The organism is Mobilicoccus massiliensis (assembly GCF_000826525.2).
In the GTDB taxonomy this organism is placed as follows: domain Bacteria; phylum Actinomycetota; class Actinomycetes; order Actinomycetales; family Dermatophilaceae; genus Mobilicoccus; species Mobilicoccus massiliensis.
In genome coordinates this window covers 206,388-228,182 of sequence record NZ_LN651330.1, presented here as the reverse complement: position 1 = coordinate 228,182, position 21,795 = coordinate 206,388, and the positions used below count along the sequence as shown (strand labels likewise).

Here is a 21,795-nt window from a genome sequence, read left to right as displayed (position 1 = left end):
AACACGCACGGCGGCGCGTCGGCCCTGGTCAGTCCACGTGTGGCAACGAGCTGAACTTCTCGAGAGCACGCACCGAACCCGAGATGATGATCTCGTCGCCCTGCCGCGGCACGGTCTCGCGATCGGCGTAGGTGAAGCCCATGCCGGGCTTCTTGATGCCGACGACCGTGATGCGGTGACGCGAGCGCACGTCGGACTTGCCGAGCGGGATGCCCCAGGTGATCGTCGGCGCGAGGATGCGGGCCAGTCCGTAGCCGCCCTCGAGCTCCATGAAGTCCTCCATGGTGCCGACGATCTGGTGCGCGACCCGCAACCCCATCGCGCGCTCGGGGTAGACGACGTGGTGGGCGCCGACGCGTTCGAGGATCTTGCCGTGCTTGAGGGTGATGGCCTTGGCCCAGATCTCCTGCACCCCCGCCTCGGACAGCGCGAGGACGGTGAGGACGCTCGCCTCGATGTCCGACCCGATCGCCACGACGGCACGATCGAACGAGGCGACGCCGAGCTGACGGAGCGCCTCCTCGTCGGTCGTGTCGGCCTGGACGACGTGCGTCAACTCGCCCGACCACCGTTGCACGAGCACCGGGTTGTCGTCGATGGCGAGCACCTCCTTCTCCATCTCGACGAGGGAGGTGGCCACCGACGACCCGAACCGGCCCAGGCCGATGACGAGCACGGATTCGGCGACGCCGCGGATTCTCTTCCTATCCAACAATGGTGTGCTCCTCGGGCAGGTGGTAGTGGTAGGTGCGGGGGCGGCTCAGCGCGAGCGCCGAGGCCACGGTGACGGTGCCCACACGACCGCAGAACATCACTCCCATGATGACGAGCTGGGCGGCCGGGGGCAGCTGTGGCGTGAGGTTCATCGAGAGGCCGACGGTGCCGAACGCCGAGACGACCTCGAAGACGACCCGGTCCAGCGGGTGATCGGTGAGCACGATGAGGGCGATGACCGCGCTCGTCACGAGCCCGACGCCGAGGAGGGCGACGGTGAGCGCCTGCCGCTGGGCGGCGAGCGAGACGCCCCGGTTGCCGAGCCGCACTTCCGTCGAACCACGCAGTTCGGACCAGATGACGTAGGCGAGCAGGAAGAACGTCGTCACCTTGACGCCGCCGGCCGTGCCCGCGCTGCCGCCACCGACGAACATGAGCACGAGGTCGACGACGAGGGTCTCGGGGCGGATCTGCCCGTAGTCGATGCTGTTGAATCCGGCCGTGCGCGGGAACACCCCGCCGGCCACGCTGCCCCAGACCTTCCCCCACAGATCCAACGGGCCCAGCGTGCCCGGGTTGTTCCACTCCCAGAGCACGAACGCCGCGATGCCGGCGACGAGCAGGATGGCGTACCCGGCGAGTGTCAGCCGCAGGTAGATCGACCATGCGTGGGGCCGGTGCCAGCGTCGCAGCAGCTCGAAGTACGCCGGGTAGCCGATGCCGCCGGCGATGATCGCCAGGCAGATCGGGGCGATGATCCAGCCGTCGGAGACGAACCCGACGAGATTGTCGGAGTAGAGCGCGAATCCGGCGTTGTTGAACGCCGAGACGGCGTGGAAGACCCCGTGCCAGAGCGCGGTGAGGAGGTCGTCGTCGTAGGCCGCGCGAAACCGCCAGGTGAGCCACAGCGCGATCGCCCCCTCGGCCGCGAGGGTCGCGAGCACGATGCGGACGACGACGCGGCGCACGTCGCCGAGACCCATCGTCTTGGTCTCCGTCTGCGTGCGCATGAGCATGCCGAGCCTGACCCGGCCGCGCACGAGCAGCGCCAGCAGGGTGGCGAGCGTCATCGTGCCGAGGCCGCCGATCTGGATGAGCAGGATGATGACGGCCTGCCCGAACGGGGTCCAGTAGGTGGCGGTGTCGACCGTGACCAGGCCGGTGACACACGTCGCCGAGACGGTGGTGAACGCCGCCGCGAGCACGTCGGTACGTCCGGAGGCGTGGGCGATCGGCAACGACAACATCATCGTGCCCACCGCCATGACGGCGAGGAACGAGAGGGGAACGATGCGGGCCGGATTGCGTCGGCGGGTGTGATCGACCATGGACATCACCCGACGATCGGGCGCTCCTCCGGGAGGTGGTAGTGCCGCGTCGACGTGCGCAGAGCGAGCGCGGAGGCGGCCGTGAAGGTGCCGACGCGGCCGAGGAACATGAGCATCATGAGCGTGAGCTGGCCGCCCGCCGGCAGCGAGGGCGTGATGCCCATCGACAACCCCACGGTGCCGAACGCCGAGGTCACGTCGAACAACACGTGCGGTAGCGGCAGGTCGGTGAGGATCGCGAGCACCATCGTGCCCCCGACGAGGCAGGCGACGGCGATGAGCGCGACCGTGACCGCCTGCCGCAGCGTCTCGTCGCCGATGCGGCGGTGCGCGACGGTGACGTCCTGTTCACCGCGGGCGGCGGCGAGGATGAGGAACGCGAGGAGGAAGAACGTCGAGACCTTGATGCCGCCGGACGTACCGGCGCTGCCGCCGCCGATGAACATCATCACGATGTTCATGATCGTCGTCTCGTCCTTGATGAACGCGTAATCGACGATGTTGAACCCACACGAGCGGGGCATCACCCCGGCCGCGATCGCGGCGGTGACCTTGTTCGCCAGGCCCATCGGGCCGAGGGTGTCGGGGTTGTCCCACTCGAAGACGAGGAACGCGGCGAAGGCGATGCCGAACAACACCATGAACCCGTAGAACGTCAGCCGGGTGTGCACCGACCACGTGTTCGGGCGGCGCCACTTCTTGAGCAGCTCCCAGAACACGGGGTAGCCGAGGCTGCCGGCCCACACGGTGAGGCTGAGCACGACGATCGTCAGGGGATCGGAGACGAACGACATGATGCTGTCGCTCTGCAACGCGAAACCGGCGTTGCTGAACGCCATGCACGCGTACCAGATCCCGTGCCAGATCGACTGCCCCCAGTCGAAGCCGTGGGTGTAGTGGAAGCGGAGGGTGAGGATGATCGCCGAGACCATCTCGGCGGCGAGCATGCTCACGGCGATCCGGACGACGACGCGGCGGGCCTGGCCGAGGTCCTGGGTCTGGGTCTCGGTCTGGACGACGAGGGTGTTCGACAACTCGATGTGACCCTTGACGATGATCGCCATGAGCGTGGCGATCGACATGATGCCGAAGCCGCCCATCTGCGCGAGCAGCAGGATGATGACCTGGCCGAGCGGGGTCCAGTACGTCGCGGTGTCGACCACGGTGAGCCCGGTGATGCAGGTCGCCGAGACCGCGGTGAACGCCGCGACCAGCGGGCGCACCTGCCCGTCGTGATGGGTCGCGGGGATGCAGAGCAGCAACGTACCGACGACGATGACGCCGAAGAAGGCCAGCGGCACGAGGCGAACGGGTCGCCGCAGGACCTTGGTCACCACCGCGTTCGCCATGCGCTCTCCCGCTCACCGATGGTGGGGATCCGGGCACGCGCGTCAGGCTCGGCGATCCCCGACCGGGCCACGGCCCCCGATTGTGGCACCTTCGAGCCGCCGACCTCCACAGGCGCCGTCATTCGTCGTCGTTCGCAGGGCACCTGCTCACGTCGAGTCGCCGGGCGCCCGGCGCACCGTCAGCACTCGATGACGTTGACCGCGAGTCCGCCGCGGGCCGTCTCCTTGTACTTGTCCTTCATGTCGCGCCCGGTCTCGCGCATCGTCTTGACGACCTTGTCGAGGGAGACGAGGTGGTGGCCGTCGCCACGCATCGCCGTGCGGGCCGCGGTCACGGCCTTGACCGCCGCGACGGCGTTGCGCTCGATACACGGGATCTGCACGAGGCCGCCGACGGGGTCGCACGTGAGGCCGAGGTTGTGCTCCATACCGATCTCGGCCGCGTTCTCGCATTGGCGCGGTGACCCACCGAGCACCGCGGCCATGCCGGCCGCGGCCATCGAGCACGCCGAGCCGACCTCACCCTGGCAGCCGACCTCGGCGCCGCTGATCGAGGCGTTCTCCTTGTAGATCACGCCGATCGCGCCCGCGGTGAGCAGGAACCGGACGATGCCGTCCTCGTCGGCACCGGGCACGAAGTCGACGTAGTAGCGCAACACCGCGGGAATGATGCCGGCGGCACCGTTGGTCGGCGCGGTGACGATGCGCCCACCCGAGGCGTTCTCCTCGTTGACGGCGAGCGCGTAGAGCGTGAGCCAGTCCATGCCACGAAGCGGGTCCTGCGGATCGACCTCGGTCTCGAGCTTGTGACGGAGCCCGGCCGCGCGCCTGGGCACCTTCAGACCGCCGGGCAGCACCCCCTCGGTCTGCATCCCCGCGTCGATACACGCCAGCATCACCGCCCACAGCTCGAGCAGACCGGCCCGGACCTCCTCCGCCGGCCGCCACGACAGCTCGTTGGCGAACATGACCTCCGCGATCGAAAGCCCGGTCTCGTCGCACACGGCGAGCAACTCGTCTCCCGTGCGGAAGGGGTGTGCCACCGGCGTCGTGTCCTCGACGATCGACGTCTCGTCGTCGGCACCCTCGCCGACGACGAACCCGCCGCCCACCGAGTAGTACGTCTTCTCGAGCAACGGGGTGTCGTTCTCGCCGTACGCGGAGAACGTCATGCCGTTCGGGTGCAGCGGCAGACTCTTGCGCCGGTGGAGGATGAGGTCGCTGGACTCGACGAACCGGATCTCCCGCTCGCCGCGCAGCTTGAGCAACTCCAGCTCCCGCACCGAGGCGATCTCGTCCTCGACGGCCCGCGGGTCGACGAGCTCCGGGCGCTCACCGCAGAGCCCGAGGATGACGGCGGTCATGCTGCCGTGGCCGTGGCCGGTGGCGCCGAGCGAACCGAACAACTCGGCCTTGACCCGGGTGGTGTCGTCGAGCAGGCCCTCGTCGTGCAGGGCGTCGACGAACATCACCGCGGCACGCATCGGGCCGACCGTGTGGGAACTCGACGGGCCGATCCCGATCGAGAAGAGGTCGAACACACTGAGCGACATGTCTCCTCCGAGGCTTGAGGCGGCGGCGGGGCGGCGAGGCCGTCGGGCTCGGGCGTCGATCGCCGAATTGCACACCTTACCCGGGCAGCTCGCGGCGAAACCCCGCGCGAGATCCGGGATCCCACGCGTCGAGGTCGAGGGCGAAGGGGCGGGCCGCAGGTGGAACAAGGCGGCCCTCATCCCGCGCGCGGGATGAGGGCCGTCTCGAAAGGTTCGGTCAGGCGAGCGCCGGGTAAAGCGGGAACTTCTCGCTGAGGGCCTTGACGCGTCCCTGGAGCTCGGCGACCTTCGCGTCGTCGACGCCCGGGTGCAGTGCCTCGGCGATGATGTCGGCGACCTCGGTGAACTCCTCGGCACCGAAGCCGCGGGTCGCGAGGGCCGGGGTGCCGATGCGCAGGCCGGAGGTGACCATCGGCGGGCGCGGGTCGTTCGGCACCGCGTTGCGGTTGACCGTGATGCCGATGCGGTGGAGCAGGTCCTCGCCCTGACGACCGTCGAGCGCGGAGTCCCGCAGGTCGACGAGCACGAGGTGCACGTCGGTGCCGCCGGAGAGGACCTTGACGCCGAGCTCGGCCATCTCGGGTCGCGTCAGGCGCTCGGCGAGGATGCGAGCGCCGTCGAGGGTGCGCTGCTGCACCTCGGCGAACTCCGGCTCGGCGGCGAGCTTGAAGGCGACGGCCTTGCCCGCGATGACGTGTTCCAGCGGGCCGCCCTGCAGGCCGGGGAACACCGCCGAGTTGAACTTCTTCGACAGGTCCGGGTCGTCGGTGAGGATGACGCCGCCGCGCGGACCCCGCAGGGTCTTGTGCGTCGTCGAGGTGGTGACGTGCGCGTGCGGCACGGGGTTGGGGTGCAGCCCGGCCGCGACCAGCCCGGCGAAGTGCGCCATGTCGACCATGAGGTAGGCACCCACCTCGTCGGCGATCTCGCGGAATCGCGCGAAGTCGAGCTGACGCGGGTAGGCCGACCAGCCGGCGATGATCATCTTGGGCTTGTGCTCGCGGGCGAGGCGGGCGACCTCCTCCATGTCCACCAGCCCCTGATCGTCGACGTGGTACGGAACGACCTCGAACATCTTGCCGCTGTAGTTGATCCGCATGCCGTGCGTGAGGTGGCCGCCGTGCGCGAGGTCGAGACCGAGGATCGTGTCACCCGGCTGCAGCAGCGCGAAGAACACCGCCGTGTTGGCCTGGGCGCCCGAATGCGGCTGCACGTTGGCGAACTTGGCGCCGAACAGCGACTTGAGCCGGTCGCGCGCAAGATCCTCGATGACGTCGATGTGCTCGCAGCCACCGTAGTAACGGCGGCCCGGGTAGCCCTCCGCGTACTTGTTCGTGGCCACGGAGCCCTGAGCCTGCATGACCGACACCGGCGCGAAGTTCTCCGAGGCGATCATCTCGAGGGTGTGCTCCTGGCGCAGACGCTCGTCGTCCAGGGCCTTGGCGATCTCGGGGTCGACGTCGTTCAGCGACTGGTTCAGCAGGTTCATGGCGGCAGTCTCGCAGACGGCGGGCTCCCCGCACGCTCGTGATCCAGAATCAGGCATGGTCTCCTCCGACTCCGCCCCGATCCAGCCGCTCGACGCCCTGCGCCGCATCGCGTTCCTCATGGAACGGCGGCGCGGCGAGACCCGCAAGGTCGAGGCGTTCCGCAAGGCCGCCGGGGTCGTGCTCGCCACCGACGAGTCCGAGCTGCGCGCCCGCGCGGAGGCCGGCACGCTCACCGATCTGCCCTCGATCGGCGCGAGCACCGCCAAGGTCATCGAGCAGGCGCTCGCGGGGGCGACGCCCGACTACCTCGCCAAGCTCGACGCCGGCCCACTCGTGGAGGAGACGGCCGAGACCACCGCCCTCCTCGAGCGGCTGCGCGGCGATCTGCACTCGCACTCCGACTGGTCCGACGGCGGCTCCCCGATCGAGGAGATGGTCGCCACGTGCCTCGAGCTCGGGCGGGGGTACCAGGCCCTCACCGACCACTCCCCCCGGCTCAAGGTCGCGAACGGCCTCACCGCCGAGCGGCTCGCCACGCAGCTGTCGATCGTCGACCGCGTCAACGCCCACCTCGACGGCTCGTTCCGGCTGCTCAAGGGCATCGAGGTCGACATCCTCGACGACGGATCGCTCGATCAGACCGACGAGATGCTCGGCCGGCTCGACGTCGTCGTGGCCTCGGTGCACAGCAAGCTGCGGATGAGCAGCGCCCCGATGACCCGACGGATGATCGGTGCCGTCGAGAATCACCACGTCGACGTCCTCGGTCACTGCACCGGCCGTCTCATCACCGGAGGTCGGGGCACCCGCCCGCCGAGCGAGTTCGACGCCGAGGCCGTGTTCGCCGCGTGCGCGAAGAACGACGTCGCGGTCGAGATCAACTCTCGGCCCGAACGCTGCGATCCGCCCGACGACCTCATCCGTCTCGCGATGGACGCCGGATGTCTCTTCGCCATCGACACCGACGCTCACGCCCCCGGCCAACTCGACTTCCTCGCCTACGGGGCCGAACGCGCCGCGCGCCTCGGCGTGCCGGTCGACCGCATCGTCACGACCTGGCCGGTGGATGAGCTTCTCGCATGGACAACCCGCTGAGCTGCGAGGATCCCGCTCGCCAGGTCACGCGCGTCGATGGCGGCCGGTGCGCGGGCGACGCTCGTTTTGGAGGTCGAGCGGTTCGTCCCCTATGCTTCATCAAGTCCTCGACAGACTCGAGCTGCGTGTGAGCACCTGGTCAGCACGACGGCGAGGGCCTGGAGCGACAACCAGGTCCCCATCGTCTAGCGGCCTAGGACCCCGCCCTTTCACGGCGGTAGCACGGGTTCGAATCCCGTTGGGGATACGCAGTAACGAGCAGTACCCTCATCCACGAGGCCCCGTAGCGCAGTTGGTTAGCGCGCCGCCCTGTCACGGCGGAGGTCGCCGGTTCGAGCCCGGTCGGGGTCGCCCAGCTTGTCAGGGCCAGGTAGCTCAGTTGGTACGAGCGTCCGACTGAAAATCGGAAGGTCGGCGGTTCGACCCCGCCCCTGGCCACCACGTGAAGCCGCAGATCAGATTCTCTGGTCTGCGGCTTCGGTGCGTTCCAGGCGCATTCGTCCCACACCGTCGCCGGCGAGGGCCGCATCGACCGGCTCCCCGGTCCCCGCCCCCCGTCGACGGCCGGCGCGCGCGGTGGCCCGGTGCGCGTGGACGGGCACCTCCCGCGACCCGCCTGCAGGACTCCCGAGCCCGTCATCGACGGCCTCGAACAGCACTCGCCGAACCCTCGACGAGGGTCTCCAAGTCGGACGCTCGTCCGGTCCAAACCCCCTCTCACCTGCGACGATGCAGTTGCCAGAGGCGGATTCATGCCCTACCGTCATTCATGGCGTCAGTCTTGGGGGGACCGCAGCGCACGGCTGTATCTGACGTGTGCGGGCAGTCCGGACTGACTGGGAGGGACACGGATGAGCAGGGCTATGTCGGCCACCGAACGGGCCTATACCGATACGCGCGAGAAGATCCTCGACGGACATCACGCGGGCGGCGAGGTCATCACCGAGGGTCAGGTCTCGGCTGCGCTGGGAATCAGCCGCACCCCCGTGCGCGAGGCGTTTCTGCGCCTGCAGTCCGAGGGCCTGCTCGAGCTGTACCCCAAGCGGGGCGCCGTCGTCGTGCCGCTCTCCGACGACGAGGTCGCCTCGGTCATGGAGGCCCGCGAACTCATCGAGACGTTCGCCGCCACCAAGGTGCTCACCGAGTTCGCCGAACCGCCGCGCGCGCTCGTCGACCGGATGTGGGAGCTCGTCGGCGAACAGCAGAGCCAGCTTCACAACGGCTCCCTCGCCGGCTTCCATGAGGCCGACACCCAGTTCCACCTCGTCATGGTCGAGGCCTGCCAGAACGGCTTCCTCGTCGACCTCATGCGGAGCCTGCGCGACCGTCAGCGACGCCTCGCCTCCCGGCAGTCGCGGGCAGCCACGCACGAGCGCATGGAGGCCGCCTACAAGGAGCACGTGGCCCTCGTCGAGACGATCGCCCGTGGCGACCTCGACGATTCCCTCGCCGCCTTGCGCTCCCACCTCCGCCGCGCCCGCGGCGCCCTGCTCCAGCACTGAGAGCAAAGCGCCCCACCCGCCGAGACAGCCGCCGTTTCCGCCCCCAGGCGCCGAGACAGCCGACGTTTCCGGGCCCGGGCTCGCCTCTCGCACGGTATCCACTCGCCCAGGCCGGAAACGCCGGCTGTCTCGGCGACCCTGTCATCGCGCGCAACGCGCACCATGCCGGAAACGCCGGCTGTCTCGGCGCGTTCGTCGGCTCGGGTCAGGATGCCGGGCGGTCCTGGCCGTAGGGGTCGTCGCCGTAGCCGTAGTCGGCGGGCCGCTCCTCGACGTTCTCGGTCACGACCGTCGTCTCCTCCTTGCCGAAGGACTTGATCACCGAGTACACGAGCTGGCACAGCAGCCAGGCGACGAGGAGTGCCGCGAGCAGGCGGACGATCACGGGTCGGAACTCCATGGTCCCGTCGAAGAACCCGGTGAGCGAGGGCAGGGTCATGACGACGGCGATGAGGACGACGAGCCCGAAGGGCACGCCACGCTCCTCGACGATCTCCTGGTAACGGACCTCCGAGGCATCCGGGGCCTGCCGGCCCTTCTTGCCCTTGCGGCCCTTCTTGCCGCCCTTGCCGCGCTCAGGCGGCCGTGACTTCGGCGACATTCACGACTCCGGAGGTGACGAGGGTGAGCTGGCCACCGAGCTCCGAGTAGGAGAGCACGGGGGTGCGTGGTGCGGAGGTCTCCAGCAGGCGGCGCACGGCGAGGCGCAGCGGCTGGGCGCAGACGAGCACCGGCGGGTCGCCGGCGGCCTCCGCGGCCTGGGCGACGCGGGCGGTCTCCATCGCGATGCGCTCGGCGAGCATCGGGTCCATGACGAGGAACGAGCCGGAGTCGCCCTGGCGCAGGGTCTCGAGCATGCGCTGCTCGAGGATCGGGTCGAACGTGATGACCGAGAGGCGGCCATCGACGGCGTGGCTCGCGGCGATGGCCGGGCCGAGTGCGGTGCGCGCGGCCTCGACGAGGCCCTCCGGATCGGGGCTGACCTTGGCGCGCATCGACATGGCCTCGAAGATACGCACGAGGTCGCGGATGCAGACGCGCTCGGCGAGCAGGGCCTGCAGCGTGCGCTGCACCTCGCCGAGCGAGAGCGGCTGCGGGGTGAGCTCCTCGATGACGACGGGGTTGGACTGCTTGACCATGTCGACGAGCATCTTGACGTCCTCGCGGCCCAGCAGGTCGGCGGCGTGGACGCGGACCACCTCGGCCATGTGCGTCGTCACGACCGAGCTGCGGTCGACGACGGTGGAGTTCGCGAGGGCGACGTGCTCGCGCAGCTCGGCCGGCACCCACTTGGCCTCGAGGCCGAAGACGGGCTCCTGGGTGACCATGCCGGGCAGGGAGTCGAGGTCGTCGCCGATGGCGAGCACCATGCCCGCCGGGGCCTGCCCGCGTGCCACCTCGACGCCGTGCACGCGGATCGCGTAGTGCCGCGGCGGCAGGTCGAGGTTGTCGCGGGTGCGCACGAGGGGGACGACGATGCCGATCTCCTGGGCGAGCTTGCGGCGCAGGGCGCGCACGCGGTCGAGGAGGTCTCCGCCGGAGGCCGCGTCGACGAGGTCGATGAGGTCGTAGGCGAGTTCGAGCTCGAGGGGTTCGACGCGCATGTCCTGCGCGATCGCGAGCGGGGAGTCCTTCTGGGGGGTCGTCGGCAGGTCCTCGACCTCGGGCAGCTCGGGTTCGTCGGCGTCGTCGGCGTTCTTCATGCGGGTGGCGAGGAACAGCGCACCGATGCCGAGGACGATGAACGGCACCTTGGGCAACCCCGGGATGAGGCCGAGGGTGAGCAGCGCACCGCCCGCGATCTGCATGGCCTGCTTCTGCTTGCCGAACTGACCGAGCAGATCCGAGCCCATGTCCTGCTCGGTGGTCGCCCGCGTGACGATGAGGCCGGTCGCGACCGAGAGCAGCAGGGCGGCGATCTGTGAGACGAGGCCGTCGCCGATCGTCATCTGGCTGTAGCGGTGCATCGCCTCCTGCGCGCTCATGCCCTGTTGCAGCATGCCGATGGCGAACCCGCCGACGAGGTTGACGACGGTGATGACGACCGAGGCGATGGCGTCACCCTTGACGAACTTCGAGGCACCGTCCATCGCGCCGTAGAAGTCGGCCTCGGCGGCGACCTCCTTGCGTCGCTTGCGCGCCTCGTTCTCGTCGATGAGCCCGGAGTTGAGGTCGGCGTCGACGGCCATCTGCTTGCCGGGCAGGGCGTCGAGGGTGAAGCGGGCGGCGACCTCGGCGACGCGGCCGGCACCGTTGGTGATGACGACGAACTGGATCACCATGAGGATGATGAAGATGACGAGGCCGACGACGAGCGAGCCGCCGATGACGAAGTCACCGAACGCCTCGATGACCTTGCCCGCGTAGCCGCGACTGAGCACGAGCCGCGTGGAGCTGATGTTGAGCGAGAGCCGGAACAGCGTCGTGATGAGCAGCAGCGCGGGAAAGATCGAGAAGTCGAGCGGTTTGGTCACCCGCAGGCTGACGAGCATGATGAGCACCGACAGGCCGATGTTGAACGCCAGCAGCAGGTCGAGCAGGGCAGGCGGCATTGGCACGACCATCATGACGATGATGCCGATGATCGCGGCCGGGATGCCGATCATGCCCAGTCGGCTCGACTTCACGCCTCACCTCTTCGCTGCTGGTCGGAATGCCGGATGACGGCAGGTGGTCGTCGTTCGGGCCGGTGACCGGGCGGGGCTGCTCGGGGCAGGTCGAGCGGTGAGCCGCCCGATCCCCCTTCGGGCATCACCCACTCACCCGGCCTACGGACCCCCTTCCCATCGGCCCGGGAATGGCCGATCTGAGCGGGCCGCAACGGCGTCGGCGCTCAGGCAGCGGCGTCGGCCGGGGTCTCGTCGTCGACGGGGGTGCGGATGCCGAGAGCCGCGTCGGTGAGGTCGTCGGGCAGGGTGCCGTCGAAGTCGGGATGCCGCAGCGGCGACTCGTGGGTGCCGGCCGCGGCGCCGCGGTTGGACAGGTGCATGACGAACGCGAGCACCTCGGCGATCGCGTCGTAGAGCTCGAAGGGGATGAACTCGTCGATGTCGCAGAGTTTGTAGAGCATTCGGGCCACGAGCACGTCCTCGACGATCGGGATGTCGTGGGCGACGGCCTCCTGGCGGATGCGCAGCGCGAGGTGGCCGGATCCCTTGGCGACGACCTGAGGTGCTCCGGATCCGCGCTCGTACTTCAGCGCGACCGAGACGTGCGCGGGGTTGGTCATGACGACGCTCGCCTCGCCGACGGCGGCCATCATGCGGCGCCGGCCCATCTCCCGCTGGCGGGCGCGACGCTGGCCCTTGACCATCGGGTCGCCCTCCTGCTGCTTGTTCTCGCGCTTGATCTCGTCCTTGCTCATCTTCAGCGACTTGTTCACGCGGTGCCGCTCCATCGCGTAGTCGGCCGCGGCGATGACGAGTCCCACGACGGCGATCGTGCGGATGACGTTCATCGAGGCGTCGAACACGACGTGGAGCACCGCGCCGACCGACCACGAACCCGACCCCGCGATCTGCGTCACGGCGCCGGCGACGATGTTGTAGGCGACGAGCCCGAACACGACGAACTTGATGAGGGTCTTCACGAGGGTCCACACCCCGTGCAGACCGAACATGTTCTTGAGCCCGCCGATGGGATTGAGCTTCTTCCATTTCGGCTTGAATCGTTTGGGGCTGGGTTTCACGCCGCCCTGAACGACGTGCCCGACGACGCCGGCGATCATGCAGCCGAGAACGATGGGCGCGATGAGCGTGAGGGTCCCGATCATCGACTGGCGAAAGAGCTGGGTGGCCGTTCCGAGTTCGGGCTTCACCGCGACCCCCGCGACGCCGTGCATCATCTCGGAGAAGCTGTCACGGGTCTTCGTGAGCATGGCGGGCCCGAGGACCACGAAGATCAGCACGGTGAGCCACATCGAGAGGTCCTGCGTCTTGGGGACGTTGCCCTCTTCGCGCGCCTGCTTGACCTTTTGCGGTGTGGCCTTCTCGGTCTTGTTCGACTTGTCCTCGGCCACGGCTCACCCCCCGACCGATCGGCTGACGGCGGGGAACTCGCGCAGGATCCCGCCGACGACCGTCTCGATGGCGCCCGGCATCATCGCCACGGCGAGGGCCGCGAGCGAGACGACGAGAATCGTCTTGACCGGGAACGCGAGCTGAAAGATGTTGAGGCTCGGCACGGCCCGGCTCACGAGGCCGAGTGCGAGGTCGGTGAGGAAGAGCACGGCGAGGATCGGTGCACCGATCTGCAATGCCGACATGAACAGCGTGTCGAGGTCGCCGGAGACGATCTTCGCCAGACGTCCGAGGTCGACGGGCCCCGCGGGCACGACGTCGAAGGTCTGCAGCAGTCCGCGCAACAACAGCAGGTGCCCGCCGGTCGCGAAGAGCAGGGTCGTGGCGATGAGCGAATAGATGCGCCCGAACACCGCCGACTGCGTGTTCGAGATGGGGTCGAGCATGCTCGCCATCGCGAACATGCTGAACATGTCGACGAGGCTTCCAGCGGCCTGCAATGCGGAGAAGAGCAGATGCACGACGAAGCCGATCGCGAGGCCGGCGAGCACCTGCCACACCGTGGCGGTGATGATGTCACCGAGCCCGTCCACCGGTGCCTTGCCGATATAGCGCGGAAAGATCGGAAGGGCGATCGCGAACGCGAGCATGGCGCGCACCCGCATGGGAATCGACGTGCTGTTGAACGGCGGCGCGATGATGAGGAAGGCCACGACCCGCAGGGTGACGAAAAGCAGAGCGAAGAGTCCGTCGAGGGCGAAGTTCACCGCCACCGAGATCATCGCCCGTTTCGGATCACGCGCGGCAGATCGTGGAGCAGGTTCTCGGTGAAGGTCACCGTCTCGTGCATCATCCAGTTGCCCATGAAGAGCAGGATCAGGGCGACCGCGATGACCTTGGGCACGAACGTGAGGGTCGCCTCCTGCACCTGCGTCACGGCCTGCAGCAGCGAGATGACGAATCCCATGACGAGGGTGACGATGAGGATCGGCCCGGCCAGTTTGGCGCCGAGCATCATCGCCTGGACCGCCAGGTGCATCACGTCGTTGTCGCTCATCGCCTCACGTCCCCATGTAGCCCGAGACGAGCGCGGTCGTGATGAGGCTCCAGCCGTCCACCATGATGAACAGCAGGATCTTGAACGGCATCGAGATCATGATCGGCGGGAGCATCATCATTCCCATCGCCATGAGCACGGAGGCCACGACGAGGTCGATCACGAGGAACGGCACGAAGATGACGAACCCGATGATGAACGCCGTCTTGAGCTCGCTCAGCACGAACGCGGGCACGAGGGTCGTGAACTCGACGTCCTTGGGATCGGCCGGCTGCTGCTGACCGCTCATCGTCACCATGGCCTGCAGCTCGTCCTTGCCGGTCTGCTTGAGCATGAACGTGCGCAACGGTGCCTCGCCGCGCTCGAACGCCTCGGTCATCGTGATGGAGCCCTTGGTGTACGGCTGCACGGCCTGCTCGTTGACCTGGCCGATCACCGGGCCCATGACGAACAGGCTGAGGAACAGGGCGACGCCGGCGATGACCTGGTTGGGCGGGATGGTCGGGGTGCCCATGGCCTGCCGGGTGAGGGCGAGGACGACGGCGATCTTGGTGAACGACGTCATGAGCAGCAGGATCGACGGCGCGATCGAGAGCACCGTCATGAGGACGATGATCGTCACGACCTGGCTGCGGCCACCGCTGTCGACGTTGACGGTGATGCCACCGGTCGGCGACTCCGGCGTCGCGGGCGGGGAGGGCGGAGTGGGTGGGGCCGCCGGGCGGATGCGGCGGCGGGGGCGTGAGCGGCGGGAGCCGCGACCACGACCGCGGGGGACGTGGTCGTCGCCGAAGCCGGGCTCGCGGTGAGGAGCGGAGCCGACAGCGTCGCCGCACCGAGCATCACGAGGGTGAGCAGGTGTCGCGCACGGCTCATACCCGACTCCCTCCGCGATGGCGACCGCCGCGTCCGCGGCCGGTGACGTCGGCGACGAGGCGGCCGACCTGACCCTGGCGTCGCAGGGCCTCGAGCAGTGTGGTGGGCGCGGCCGTGGGGACCCGCCCGACGGTGCCGTCGACCTCCGTCGTCTCCTCATCGGCACGAACGTCGTCCCCCGACAGCTCGCCGAGGTTCGAAACTTCGGAGTCGGTGACGCCGAGCACGAGGATCTTGGAGCCGACGCGCACGACGTGCACCGAGGCACCTCGCGAGAGCTGGCGTCGTCCGAGCGTCTCGACGTCCACCCCCACCCGGGCGCTCGTGGAGAAGCCACCGCGGCGGGCGAGCAGGCGCATGCAGGCGATGAGGAGCCCCAGCACGAGCGCCAGAGAGATCACCGCCCGCAGCAGGGTGAGGGCGAGCGAACCGTCGGTCACGCCGTGACCCGGCCCTCACTGCCGGGCTGCGGGGTGACGACCTCGGAGATGCGCACGGCGAACTCCTCGTCGACGACGACCACCTCGCCGTGGGCGATGAGGGTGCCGTTGACGAGGACGTCGACCGGCGCACCGGCGGCCCGGTCGAGTTCGACGACCGAGCCCGGGGTGAGGCCGAGGATCTCCTGCACCGTCAGGCGGGTGCGGCCGAGCTCGACGCTCACACCCATGATGACCTCGCGGAGGAGGTCGATGCGGCGCGGATCCATCGGGTGGCCGGCGCCCGGTGCGAACGGGGTGAGCATCGGGGTCTGCATGCCCGGGAGGTTCATGTTGGCCTGGGCGCGTGCGGCGGCCTCGGCGGCGGCAGCGGCGGCCGCCTCGGGGTCCTGCGGCGGGGCGTAACCGTAGGGCGGGTATCCCGGCGGGTACGCGCCGGGCGGGTAGCCCTGGTAGGGGTCGTAACCGGGCTGCATCCCCGGCATCCCCGGCGCCCCGGGCATCCCTGGCGCGCCGGGCATCCCACCGGGTGCCGCGCCCGGCATACCGGCGGCCATGCCCTCCGCACCCGCGGCGGGTTCGAACTCGGGAGCCTCCTCCGTCTCGCTCGCCCCATCGGTGGTGGCGGCCGAGTCCTCGGCGGTGGCCTCGTCGACGGCGTCCTCGTCGACCGCCTCGGCGTCCGGGTCCTCCCCCGACTGATCGGCCTCGGCGGCGGCGGTCGCGGCGGCGAGTTCGGCCGCGGCGCCCTGGCCGGTCGCCTGCTTGGGCTGGGCGATGAGCAGCGCGGCGAGGGTCTGGTCGGCGAAGACGCCTGCGACCGTGGCCTCGTCGGCGTTCTCCAGAACGTCGAACGGGTCGGTCATGTGCGCCTGGCCGGTCTTGAACTCCCCGACCTCGCCCTGCATGGCCGTGAGGCCCTCCTCGAGGGCCGCGCTCCACAGGGTGCGCGCCTCGGTGCGGTCGAAGACCTCGCCGTTCTTGTGGTCGACGAGGCCGGTGATGATGAGCACGACCGTGCCGATGTCGTCGTTGCCCTGCACGACCGATTCGACCGCGAACGCACCCCCGGGCAGCGACATGGTCGTCGCCTGGATGGCGTCGAGGCCTTCGACCGTGAGGTCGTCGGCGTTCGCGAAGTGAGCAGGCAGCGCCTGGGCCGCGGCGACGAGGGCCGCGTCGAGCTCTGGCGTGGTGGGCATCAGTCTTCCTTCTTCGCGGACGTGCGGGTCATGACGTGACGATCTGGCAGGCGAGGCGCTTGCCGTAGCTGCCGGGGACGGCCGTGGCGACGGGCACGCCGTCGGCCTGGAGGGTCAACGGCTGGTTGGTGGGGTGGCGCAGAGGCAGGACGTCGCCGACCTCGAGGTCGAGGATGTCGCGCGACGCCAACTCGATCGGCGCGAAGCTCACCCGCACGTCGACCGGCACCTCGTGCATCCGGGTCTTGAGGTGTTCCGCGGCCTCGGCCTTGGCGCCGGAGAGCTCGATCTCGGGCTTGGCGTGGACGATCTCGAGGACGGGGGCGATGGTCTCGACCGGAAGGCACAGGGTCGAGGTCGCGACCTGGTCTCCGAGCTTGATCTCGAACGCCGCGACGAGCATCGGGTCGGCCGGCGGGGCGAGCTGCAGGAACTGCGGATCCGACTCGAGCGACTGCACCTCCCCCTTGACCCCGCCGAGCGACTCGAACGCGTACCGCAGCTCGTAGACCATCTGCCGCACGAGGTTGCGGATGAGCGCACCCTCGATCTCCGAGAGGGCGCGACTGGGCTGCTGGGCGTCGCCGGGGCCGCCGAGCAGGCGGTCGATGACGCCCATGACGAGGTCCATGGGCAGCTGGAAGACGCCGTCGCCGTCCAGCGGCGCGAAGTTCAGCACGGCGAGCAGCGAGGGGTTGGGCACCCCGTCGATGTACTCGTCGTAGGTGGTCTGCCGGATCTCCTCGAGGTTGGAGTGCGCGACGATGCGCAGCGTCGTCGAGAGCACGGTCGCCATCTGACGCGCGAAGGTCTCGCAGGCCATCTGGAGCGCCCGCATCTGCTCGCGGCTGAACCGGCTGGGACTCCGGAAGTCGTAGAGCTGCGGTTCGGCGTTCACAAGACCTCACATCGGCCGAAAGACGGCTGTTCTGAGCGTCCCTCGCGGCCTGGACGCCGCGCGGAGACGGGTGGTGGGAGGGGTCGACGGGCGGTGGGTCACTGCATGACGAACTGTCGGAAGTAGACCTGCATGACGTCGCCGTCGTAGCGCTTCTTCACCTCGTCGGTGAGCTTCTTGCGGGCCTCTTCCTTCGTCTTCGGGTCGAGGAGCTCGTTGTACTTGTAGGTGGAGAACACCGAGATCGCGGCGTCCTGCGCCATCGAGCCGTCGAAGGTGTCGACGGCCTTCTCGCCCGCCGCCTCGCTCGCGTCCTTCGTCAGCTGCAGCGCGAGCTGGAGCTTGAGGAACTTGCCGTCGGCGAGGTTGAGGGTCATGTCGTCCTTGAGGGGGACGACGATGCCGGCCTCCGGAGCCGCCTGCTCCGCCTTCTTGTCGCCGCCTCCGAGCAGCATGAACGCGGCCACGCCCACGGCGGCGAGCACGACGACGAGCGCGGCGACGACGATGATGACGAGCTTCTTGTTGCCCTTCGGCGCTTCTTCGGCCGCTTCACTCATGGTGGTTCTCCCTGGAGAGGTCGGTGCTCGAGGTGCGAGGCGGGAACGATCACGGCGACGGGGGCGTCGGGGCCTCGATCGACGGGGCGATCGTCGGTGCCTTGGGCGCCACGGTCGGAGCGACGGCCCCCGCGTTGTCGGGGTTCTGGGTCGCCGCCGCCAGACCCGTCTCCGCCTGCTGTTGGGGCAGGTAGGGCAGGACGACCACCGAGACGCGCCGGTTGCGGGCCCGGCCGGCATCCGTGCTGTTGGTGGCCAGCGGGCGGTACTGCCCGTACCCGGTGGGAGTGACCTTGACGGGGTCGAGTCCGTCGGCGAGCAGGCGCTGGAGGACCTCCGTGGCGCGGGTCGTCGACAGCTCCCAGTTGGAGCGGTAGGTGCCGCTGATCGGCACGTTGTCGGTGTGCCCCTCGACGACGATCTCGTTGGGCAGCGGTTTGAGCGAGGGGGCGATCGCGTCGAGGATCTTGAGGCCGGCCGGCTGCAACTGGGTCTTGCCCGTGTCGAACAGCACCTTGTCGGTGACGATGTTGACCACGAGGCCGCGCTCGTCGACCTTCATCTCGACCGCGCCCGAAAGGCCCTTCTTCTTCAGGTCGGCAGCGATCTTGGCCTTGATGTCCTCGAGGTTCCTCTTCTCCGCCGAGGCCGCCTCGACGCGAGCCTTCTCCTTCTGGATCGCGGCCTGCGCGAGCGCGGAGTCACGGTCGTCGGGCCGCGTCGACGGCACGTCCTCGGACTGCGCGGGCTTCTGGTCCTTGAGGACTCCGTCGCCGCCCTCGAAGTTGCCGGCCTTGCCGGTCACCGCGACGTTGCCGAAACCCTCGGCCGTGCCGCGGGCGAACTCCTCGAACTTCTTCTGGTCGACCTTGGAGATCGCGAACATGACGATGAACAGGGCGAGCAGCAACGTGAGGATGTCGGCGTAGCTGAGCACCCACCGTTCGTGGTTCGCGTGCCCCTCGTGCTCCTCCGGCGTCTTCTTGCGTGCCATCAGGCCGCCTTCGCGTCCTTGGCGTCGGCCGTCTGGCCGCCGCCGGGAAGGGCCGAGCGCAGCTTCTGCTCGACCATGCGCGGGCTCGTGCCGGCCTGCACCGCGAGGACGCCCTCGACGATCATCTCCATGTTCGCCACCTCGAGCTGGCTGACCCGCTTGAGCTTTCCGGCGATCGGCAGCCAGGCGCCGTTGGCGATGAGCACACCCCACATGGTGGCGACGAACGCGGAGGCGATCATGCCGCCGAGTGCGCCGACGTCCTCGAGGTTGCCGAGGGCGTGGATGAGGCCGAGGACGGCGCCGACGACACCGATGGTCGGGGCGTAACCACCCATCGCCTCGAAGAATCCGATGGCGACCTTGTCCTCGTCCTTCTTCGCCGCGATGCGGGCGTCGAGCAGGTCGGCGATCTCGTCGGCGTCGGTGCCGTCGACGGTCATCTGGATGCCCTCCTTGAGGAGGGGGTCGTCGATGTCCTTGGCCATGTCCTCGAGCGCGAGCAGACCCTCGCGGCGGGCGCGGTCGGCCATCTTGACGATGACGTCGACGAGCCCGGAGGCGTCGGGACGCGCGACGGTGAAGGCCTTCTTCAGGCCCGCGAACGCGGTCTTGTACTCCGACATCATCAGGCTGCCCGCGGCGGCGCCGAACGTGCCGATGAAGATCAGCACGAGCGCGGCGGGGTTGAGCAGCGCGGTGAGGTGTACACCGTCGATGAGCGCGGTGGCGATGACGGCGGCGAAGGTCAGGCCGACGCCGATAGCGGTTCCCTTGTCCATGGGTCAGTTCTCCGAGGTCGAGACGGAGTGGAGTCGAACCGGGGGCTCGGGAGGCGCGGGGTGCGCAGAGGCGACCAGCACGGCAGCCCGGAACGCACACACCTCCTCGACGATGCGGTCCACGGTCTCGGCCACGACGTACTTCGTTCCGCTCACTAGGGTGATCACCGTGTCAGGGGTCGCCTCGACGCGCTCGATCAGATCGGGATTGAGCGCGAAAGCAGTGCCGTTCCTGCGGGTGACGGTGATCATGGATTTCCCATCGGTGGCGGGGGTCCGAAGTGCACGCCGATCCTCGGCCTGCGGAGTCCTTATCGACGGCCCGTCCGAATTCGTGAACGGTTGCCGCCTGCACGGAGCCTGGGAGGAGGCTCGCGTCGCGGACTCGCGAGGGCTGCGGCGACCGCTCGGTCGCGCGGTCCCACCTGCGTCGATGCGCCGGGGACGGCGAATTCCGCACTCTCCGAACGCACCCGGGCGGGCGTCCGTATCGGGCCGGCCCTCGGCGGGCGGGAAGGGCTCAGCGGGCCGCCACCACCGGCCCCTGGTACGGCCACTTTCGCAAACCCGCCACACCCGGGCTCGAACAGGCGGTTTCGTCCCCGCGAGACGGGCGAGTTCGGCCACGCCGACGCGAATCGCATGCGAACAGGCGCCGACGTCCACCGGGCTCCGGACACGAGAAAGGGCTGCGGATGCCCCCGAGACCGACGCCTCTCCCCCGGGGGAAGTCATCGGTGTCGGGGATCACCCGCAGCCCATGGCGACCAGCCATCCCCACCGCGTGGATGCGGTGTGTCCAACGAACCGGTCACCAGAGTGGTCGGCCGAGCTGAAGGGGAGCTGAGAGGATCCGGGGGTCACGCACCGAGTTCGTCGGCGAGGGTCTCGGCGATCTGTGCGGTGTTGGTCGCGGCGCCCTTGCGTAGGTTGTCGCCGCAGACGAAGAAGTCGACGGCGTCGGGGAAGTCGGCGGTCTGGCGCAGGCGACCGACGAACGTGGGCTCGGAGCCGGTGACGTCGACCGGGGTGGGCCACTCGTCGTGTTCGATGTCGTCGAGAACGACCACACTCGGGGCCTGCAGCAACGCGGTGCGGGCCTGCTCGAGCGGAATGGGGTTCTCGAACTGGGCGTGCACGGCCATCGAGTGCGACGACATCACCGGCACCCGGACGCACGTGGCCGCAACGTGCAGGGACGGCAGGTCGAGGACCTTGCGCAGCTCGTCACGGATGCTCATCTCGCTCGTGCTCCACCCCGCACCCGCCTCGCGGCCCACCCACGGCACGAGGTTGAGGGCAAGCGGCGCCGGGAACGGCGAACCGGGCGGCAGTTCCTCGTCGATGCGGCGACGGACGTCTCCGATGTGCCAGCCGAGGTCGGGATCTCCGGCGACGGCCTTCGTCTCGGCGTAGAGGCGTTCCCCGCCGCGAACACCGGCACCGGTGGCCGCCTCGAACGTCGTGACGACGAGTTCGGTGAGTCCCCATCCGCTGTGCAGCGCCGCGGTCGCGTCGAGAAGGATGAGCGTGGATCCCGTCGGGCTGCTGATGATCCCGCGAGGGCGGTTGGCGACCTGCGCGGTGTTGTACCCGTGCACGACCAGCGGCACGTCACGCTCGGCGCGAAAGGCCCGCGAGTTGTCGATGACCACGGCGCCGGCCTCGGCCGCCACCGGCGCCCAGCGTAGGGCGACGTGCTCGGGCACGAGGAAGATCGCGACGTCGACGCCCTCGAGCGCCTCGACCGTGAGTTCGCGCACGGCGACGTCCTCGCCCCGCACCGAGAGCACCGATCCCCTCGAACGTTCCGAGGCGAGCAGGCGGATCTCGCCCCAGACGTCGGCGCGTTGGCTGAGCAGTTCGAGCATGACTCGCCCGACGGCGCCGGTGGCGCCGACGATGGCGAGTGTCGGGCGGCTGCGCTCGCCCACGC

General features: G+C 69.2%; 21 protein-coding genes and 3 tRNA genes. 5 read left to right on the top strand and 19 right to left on the bottom strand.

Going from position 1 to position 21,795, the window contains the following annotated elements:
- Positions 1-28: 28 nt before the first annotated feature.
- From BN1197_RS10840 to glyA, 5 genes are all read right to left on the bottom strand, one after another.
- Positions 29-715 (bottom strand): potassium channel family protein, encoded by a 687-nt coding sequence (locus tag BN1197_RS10840; RefSeq protein ID WP_040159394.1) that lies wholly within the window; start codon positions 713-715, stop codon positions 29-31.
- Positions 705-2,048, bottom strand: a complete 1,344-nt coding sequence (locus BN1197_RS10835) for a TrkH family potassium uptake protein (RefSeq protein WP_040159393.1) — start codon at positions 2,046-2,048, stop codon at positions 705-707. The genes BN1197_RS10840 and BN1197_RS10835 overlap by 11 nt, the downstream gene beginning before the upstream one ends.
- Entirely contained in the window at positions 2,048-3,391 is a 1,344-nt protein-coding gene (locus BN1197_RS10830; RefSeq protein WP_040159391.1) for a TrkH family potassium uptake protein, read from the bottom strand. Before BN1197_RS10830 ends, BN1197_RS10835 begins: the two co-directional genes overlap by 1 nt.
- A 179-nt stretch (positions 3,392-3,570) precedes the next feature.
- Entirely contained in the window at positions 3,571-4,944 is a 1,374-nt protein-coding gene (locus BN1197_RS10825; protein WP_040159389.1) for an L-serine ammonia-lyase, read from the bottom strand.
- A 217-nt stretch (positions 4,945-5,161) separates the two neighbouring features.
- Positions 5,162-6,433, bottom strand: coding sequence for a serine hydroxymethyltransferase (gene glyA / locus BN1197_RS10820; RefSeq protein WP_040159387.1), 1,272 nt, complete (start codon positions 6,431-6,433; stop codon positions 5,162-5,164).
- A gap of 55 nt (positions 6,434-6,488) precedes the next feature.
- Here glyA and BN1197_RS10815 point away from each other — a divergent pair, with 55 nt between their 5' ends.
- The 5 genes from BN1197_RS10815 (at position 6,489) to BN1197_RS10790 (ending at position 9,031) form a co-directional block, all read left to right on the top strand.
- Positions 6,489-7,529 carry a PHP domain-containing protein gene (locus BN1197_RS10815; protein ID WP_040159385.1) on the top strand — a complete coding sequence of 347 codons (1,041 nt, stop codon included), beginning with the start codon at positions 6,489-6,491 and terminating at the stop codon, positions 7,527-7,529.
- Between the two features lie 174 nt (positions 7,530-7,703).
- Positions 7,704-7,776: transfer RNA gene (locus BN1197_RS10810), tRNA-Glu, on the top strand.
- Between the two features lie 30 nt (positions 7,777-7,806).
- Positions 7,807-7,880: transfer RNA gene (locus BN1197_RS10805), tRNA-Asp, on the top strand.
- Between the two features lie 13 nt (positions 7,881-7,893).
- A tRNA-Phe gene (locus BN1197_RS10800) sits at positions 7,894-7,970 on the top strand.
- Between the two features lie 410 nt (positions 7,971-8,380).
- Positions 8,381-9,031, top strand: coding sequence for a GntR family transcriptional regulator (locus BN1197_RS10790; protein WP_040159381.1), 651 nt, complete (start codon positions 8,381-8,383; stop codon positions 9,029-9,031).
- Positions 9,032-9,236: 205 nt separating this feature from the next.
- Here the strand turns inward: BN1197_RS10790 and BN1197_RS10785 are convergent, their stop codons facing one another.
- The 14 genes from BN1197_RS10785 to BN1197_RS10720 form a co-directional block, all read right to left on the bottom strand.
- Positions 9,237-9,632, bottom strand: coding sequence for a hypothetical protein (locus tag BN1197_RS10785; protein WP_040159380.1), 396 nt, complete (start codon positions 9,630-9,632; stop codon positions 9,237-9,239).
- Positions 9,607-11,658 carry a flagellar biosynthesis protein FlhA gene (gene flhA, locus BN1197_RS10780; protein WP_040159377.1) on the bottom strand — a complete coding sequence of 684 codons (2,052 nt, stop codon included), beginning with the start codon at positions 11,656-11,658 and terminating at the stop codon, positions 9,607-9,609. Before flhA ends, BN1197_RS10785 begins: the two co-directional genes overlap by 26 nt.
- Positions 11,659-11,864: 206 nt before the next feature.
- Positions 11,865-13,049, bottom strand: a complete 1,185-nt coding sequence (locus tag BN1197_RS10775; RefSeq protein WP_040159375.1) for an EscU/YscU/HrcU family type III secretion system export apparatus switch protein — start codon at positions 13,047-13,049, stop codon at positions 11,865-11,867.
- Positions 13,050-13,052: 3 nt separating this feature from the next.
- Positions 13,053-13,817: a flagellar biosynthetic protein FliR gene (locus BN1197_RS10770; RefSeq protein WP_245851890.1), complete on the bottom strand. Its 765-nt coding sequence runs from the start codon at positions 13,815-13,817 to the stop codon at positions 13,053-13,055.
- Between the two features lie 11 nt (positions 13,818-13,828).
- On the bottom strand, positions 13,829-14,107 hold the full coding sequence (gene fliQ, locus BN1197_RS10765; RefSeq protein WP_040159371.1) for a flagellar biosynthesis protein FliQ: 279 nt from the start codon (positions 14,105-14,107) through the stop codon (positions 13,829-13,831).
- A gap of 4 nt (positions 14,108-14,111) precedes the next feature.
- A complete protein-coding gene (gene fliP, locus BN1197_RS17810) occupies positions 14,112-14,729 on the bottom strand; it encodes a flagellar type III secretion system pore protein FliP (RefSeq protein WP_052466521.1) in 618 nt (205 codons plus the stop codon).
- A gap of 250 nt (positions 14,730-14,979) precedes the next feature.
- Entirely contained in the window at positions 14,980-15,423 is a 444-nt protein-coding gene (locus BN1197_RS17805; RefSeq protein WP_052466519.1) for a FliO/MopB family protein, read from the bottom strand.
- Positions 15,420-16,625 (bottom strand): flagellar motor switch protein FliN, encoded by a 1,206-nt coding sequence (gene fliN, locus BN1197_RS10750; protein ID WP_040159370.1) that lies wholly within the window; start codon positions 16,623-16,625, stop codon positions 15,420-15,422. Before fliN ends, BN1197_RS17805 begins: the two co-directional genes overlap by 4 nt.
- Before the next feature lie 28 nt (positions 16,626-16,653).
- On the bottom strand, positions 16,654-17,523 hold the full coding sequence (fliM, locus tag BN1197_RS10745; RefSeq protein WP_040159368.1) for a flagellar motor switch protein FliM: 870 nt from the start codon (positions 17,521-17,523) through the stop codon (positions 16,654-16,656).
- Positions 17,524-17,621: 98 nt separating this feature from the next.
- Complete coding sequence (locus BN1197_RS10740) at positions 17,622-18,083, bottom strand: flagellar basal body-associated FliL family protein (RefSeq protein ID WP_040159366.1); 462 nt, start codon at positions 18,081-18,083, stop codon at positions 17,622-17,624.
- 49 nt (positions 18,084-18,132) lie between these two features.
- Positions 18,133-19,077, bottom strand: coding sequence for a flagellar motor protein MotB (locus tag BN1197_RS10735; protein WP_040159364.1), 945 nt, complete (start codon positions 19,075-19,077; stop codon positions 18,133-18,135).
- A complete protein-coding gene (locus BN1197_RS10730; RefSeq protein WP_040159362.1) occupies positions 19,077-19,859 on the bottom strand; it encodes a motility protein A in 783 nt (260 codons plus the stop codon). The genes BN1197_RS10735 and BN1197_RS10730 overlap by 1 nt, the downstream gene beginning before the upstream one ends.
- Before the next feature lie 3 nt (positions 19,860-19,862).
- Positions 19,863-20,111 (bottom strand): flagellar FlbD family protein, encoded by a 249-nt coding sequence (locus tag BN1197_RS10725; protein ID WP_040159359.1) that lies wholly within the window; start codon positions 20,109-20,111, stop codon positions 19,863-19,865.
- Between the two features lie 608 nt (positions 20,112-20,719).
- Positions 20,720-21,793 (bottom strand): aspartate-semialdehyde dehydrogenase, encoded by a 1,074-nt coding sequence (locus BN1197_RS10720; RefSeq protein ID WP_315969810.1) that lies wholly within the window; start codon positions 21,791-21,793, stop codon positions 20,720-20,722.
- Positions 21,794-21,795: the final 2 nt, after the last annotated feature.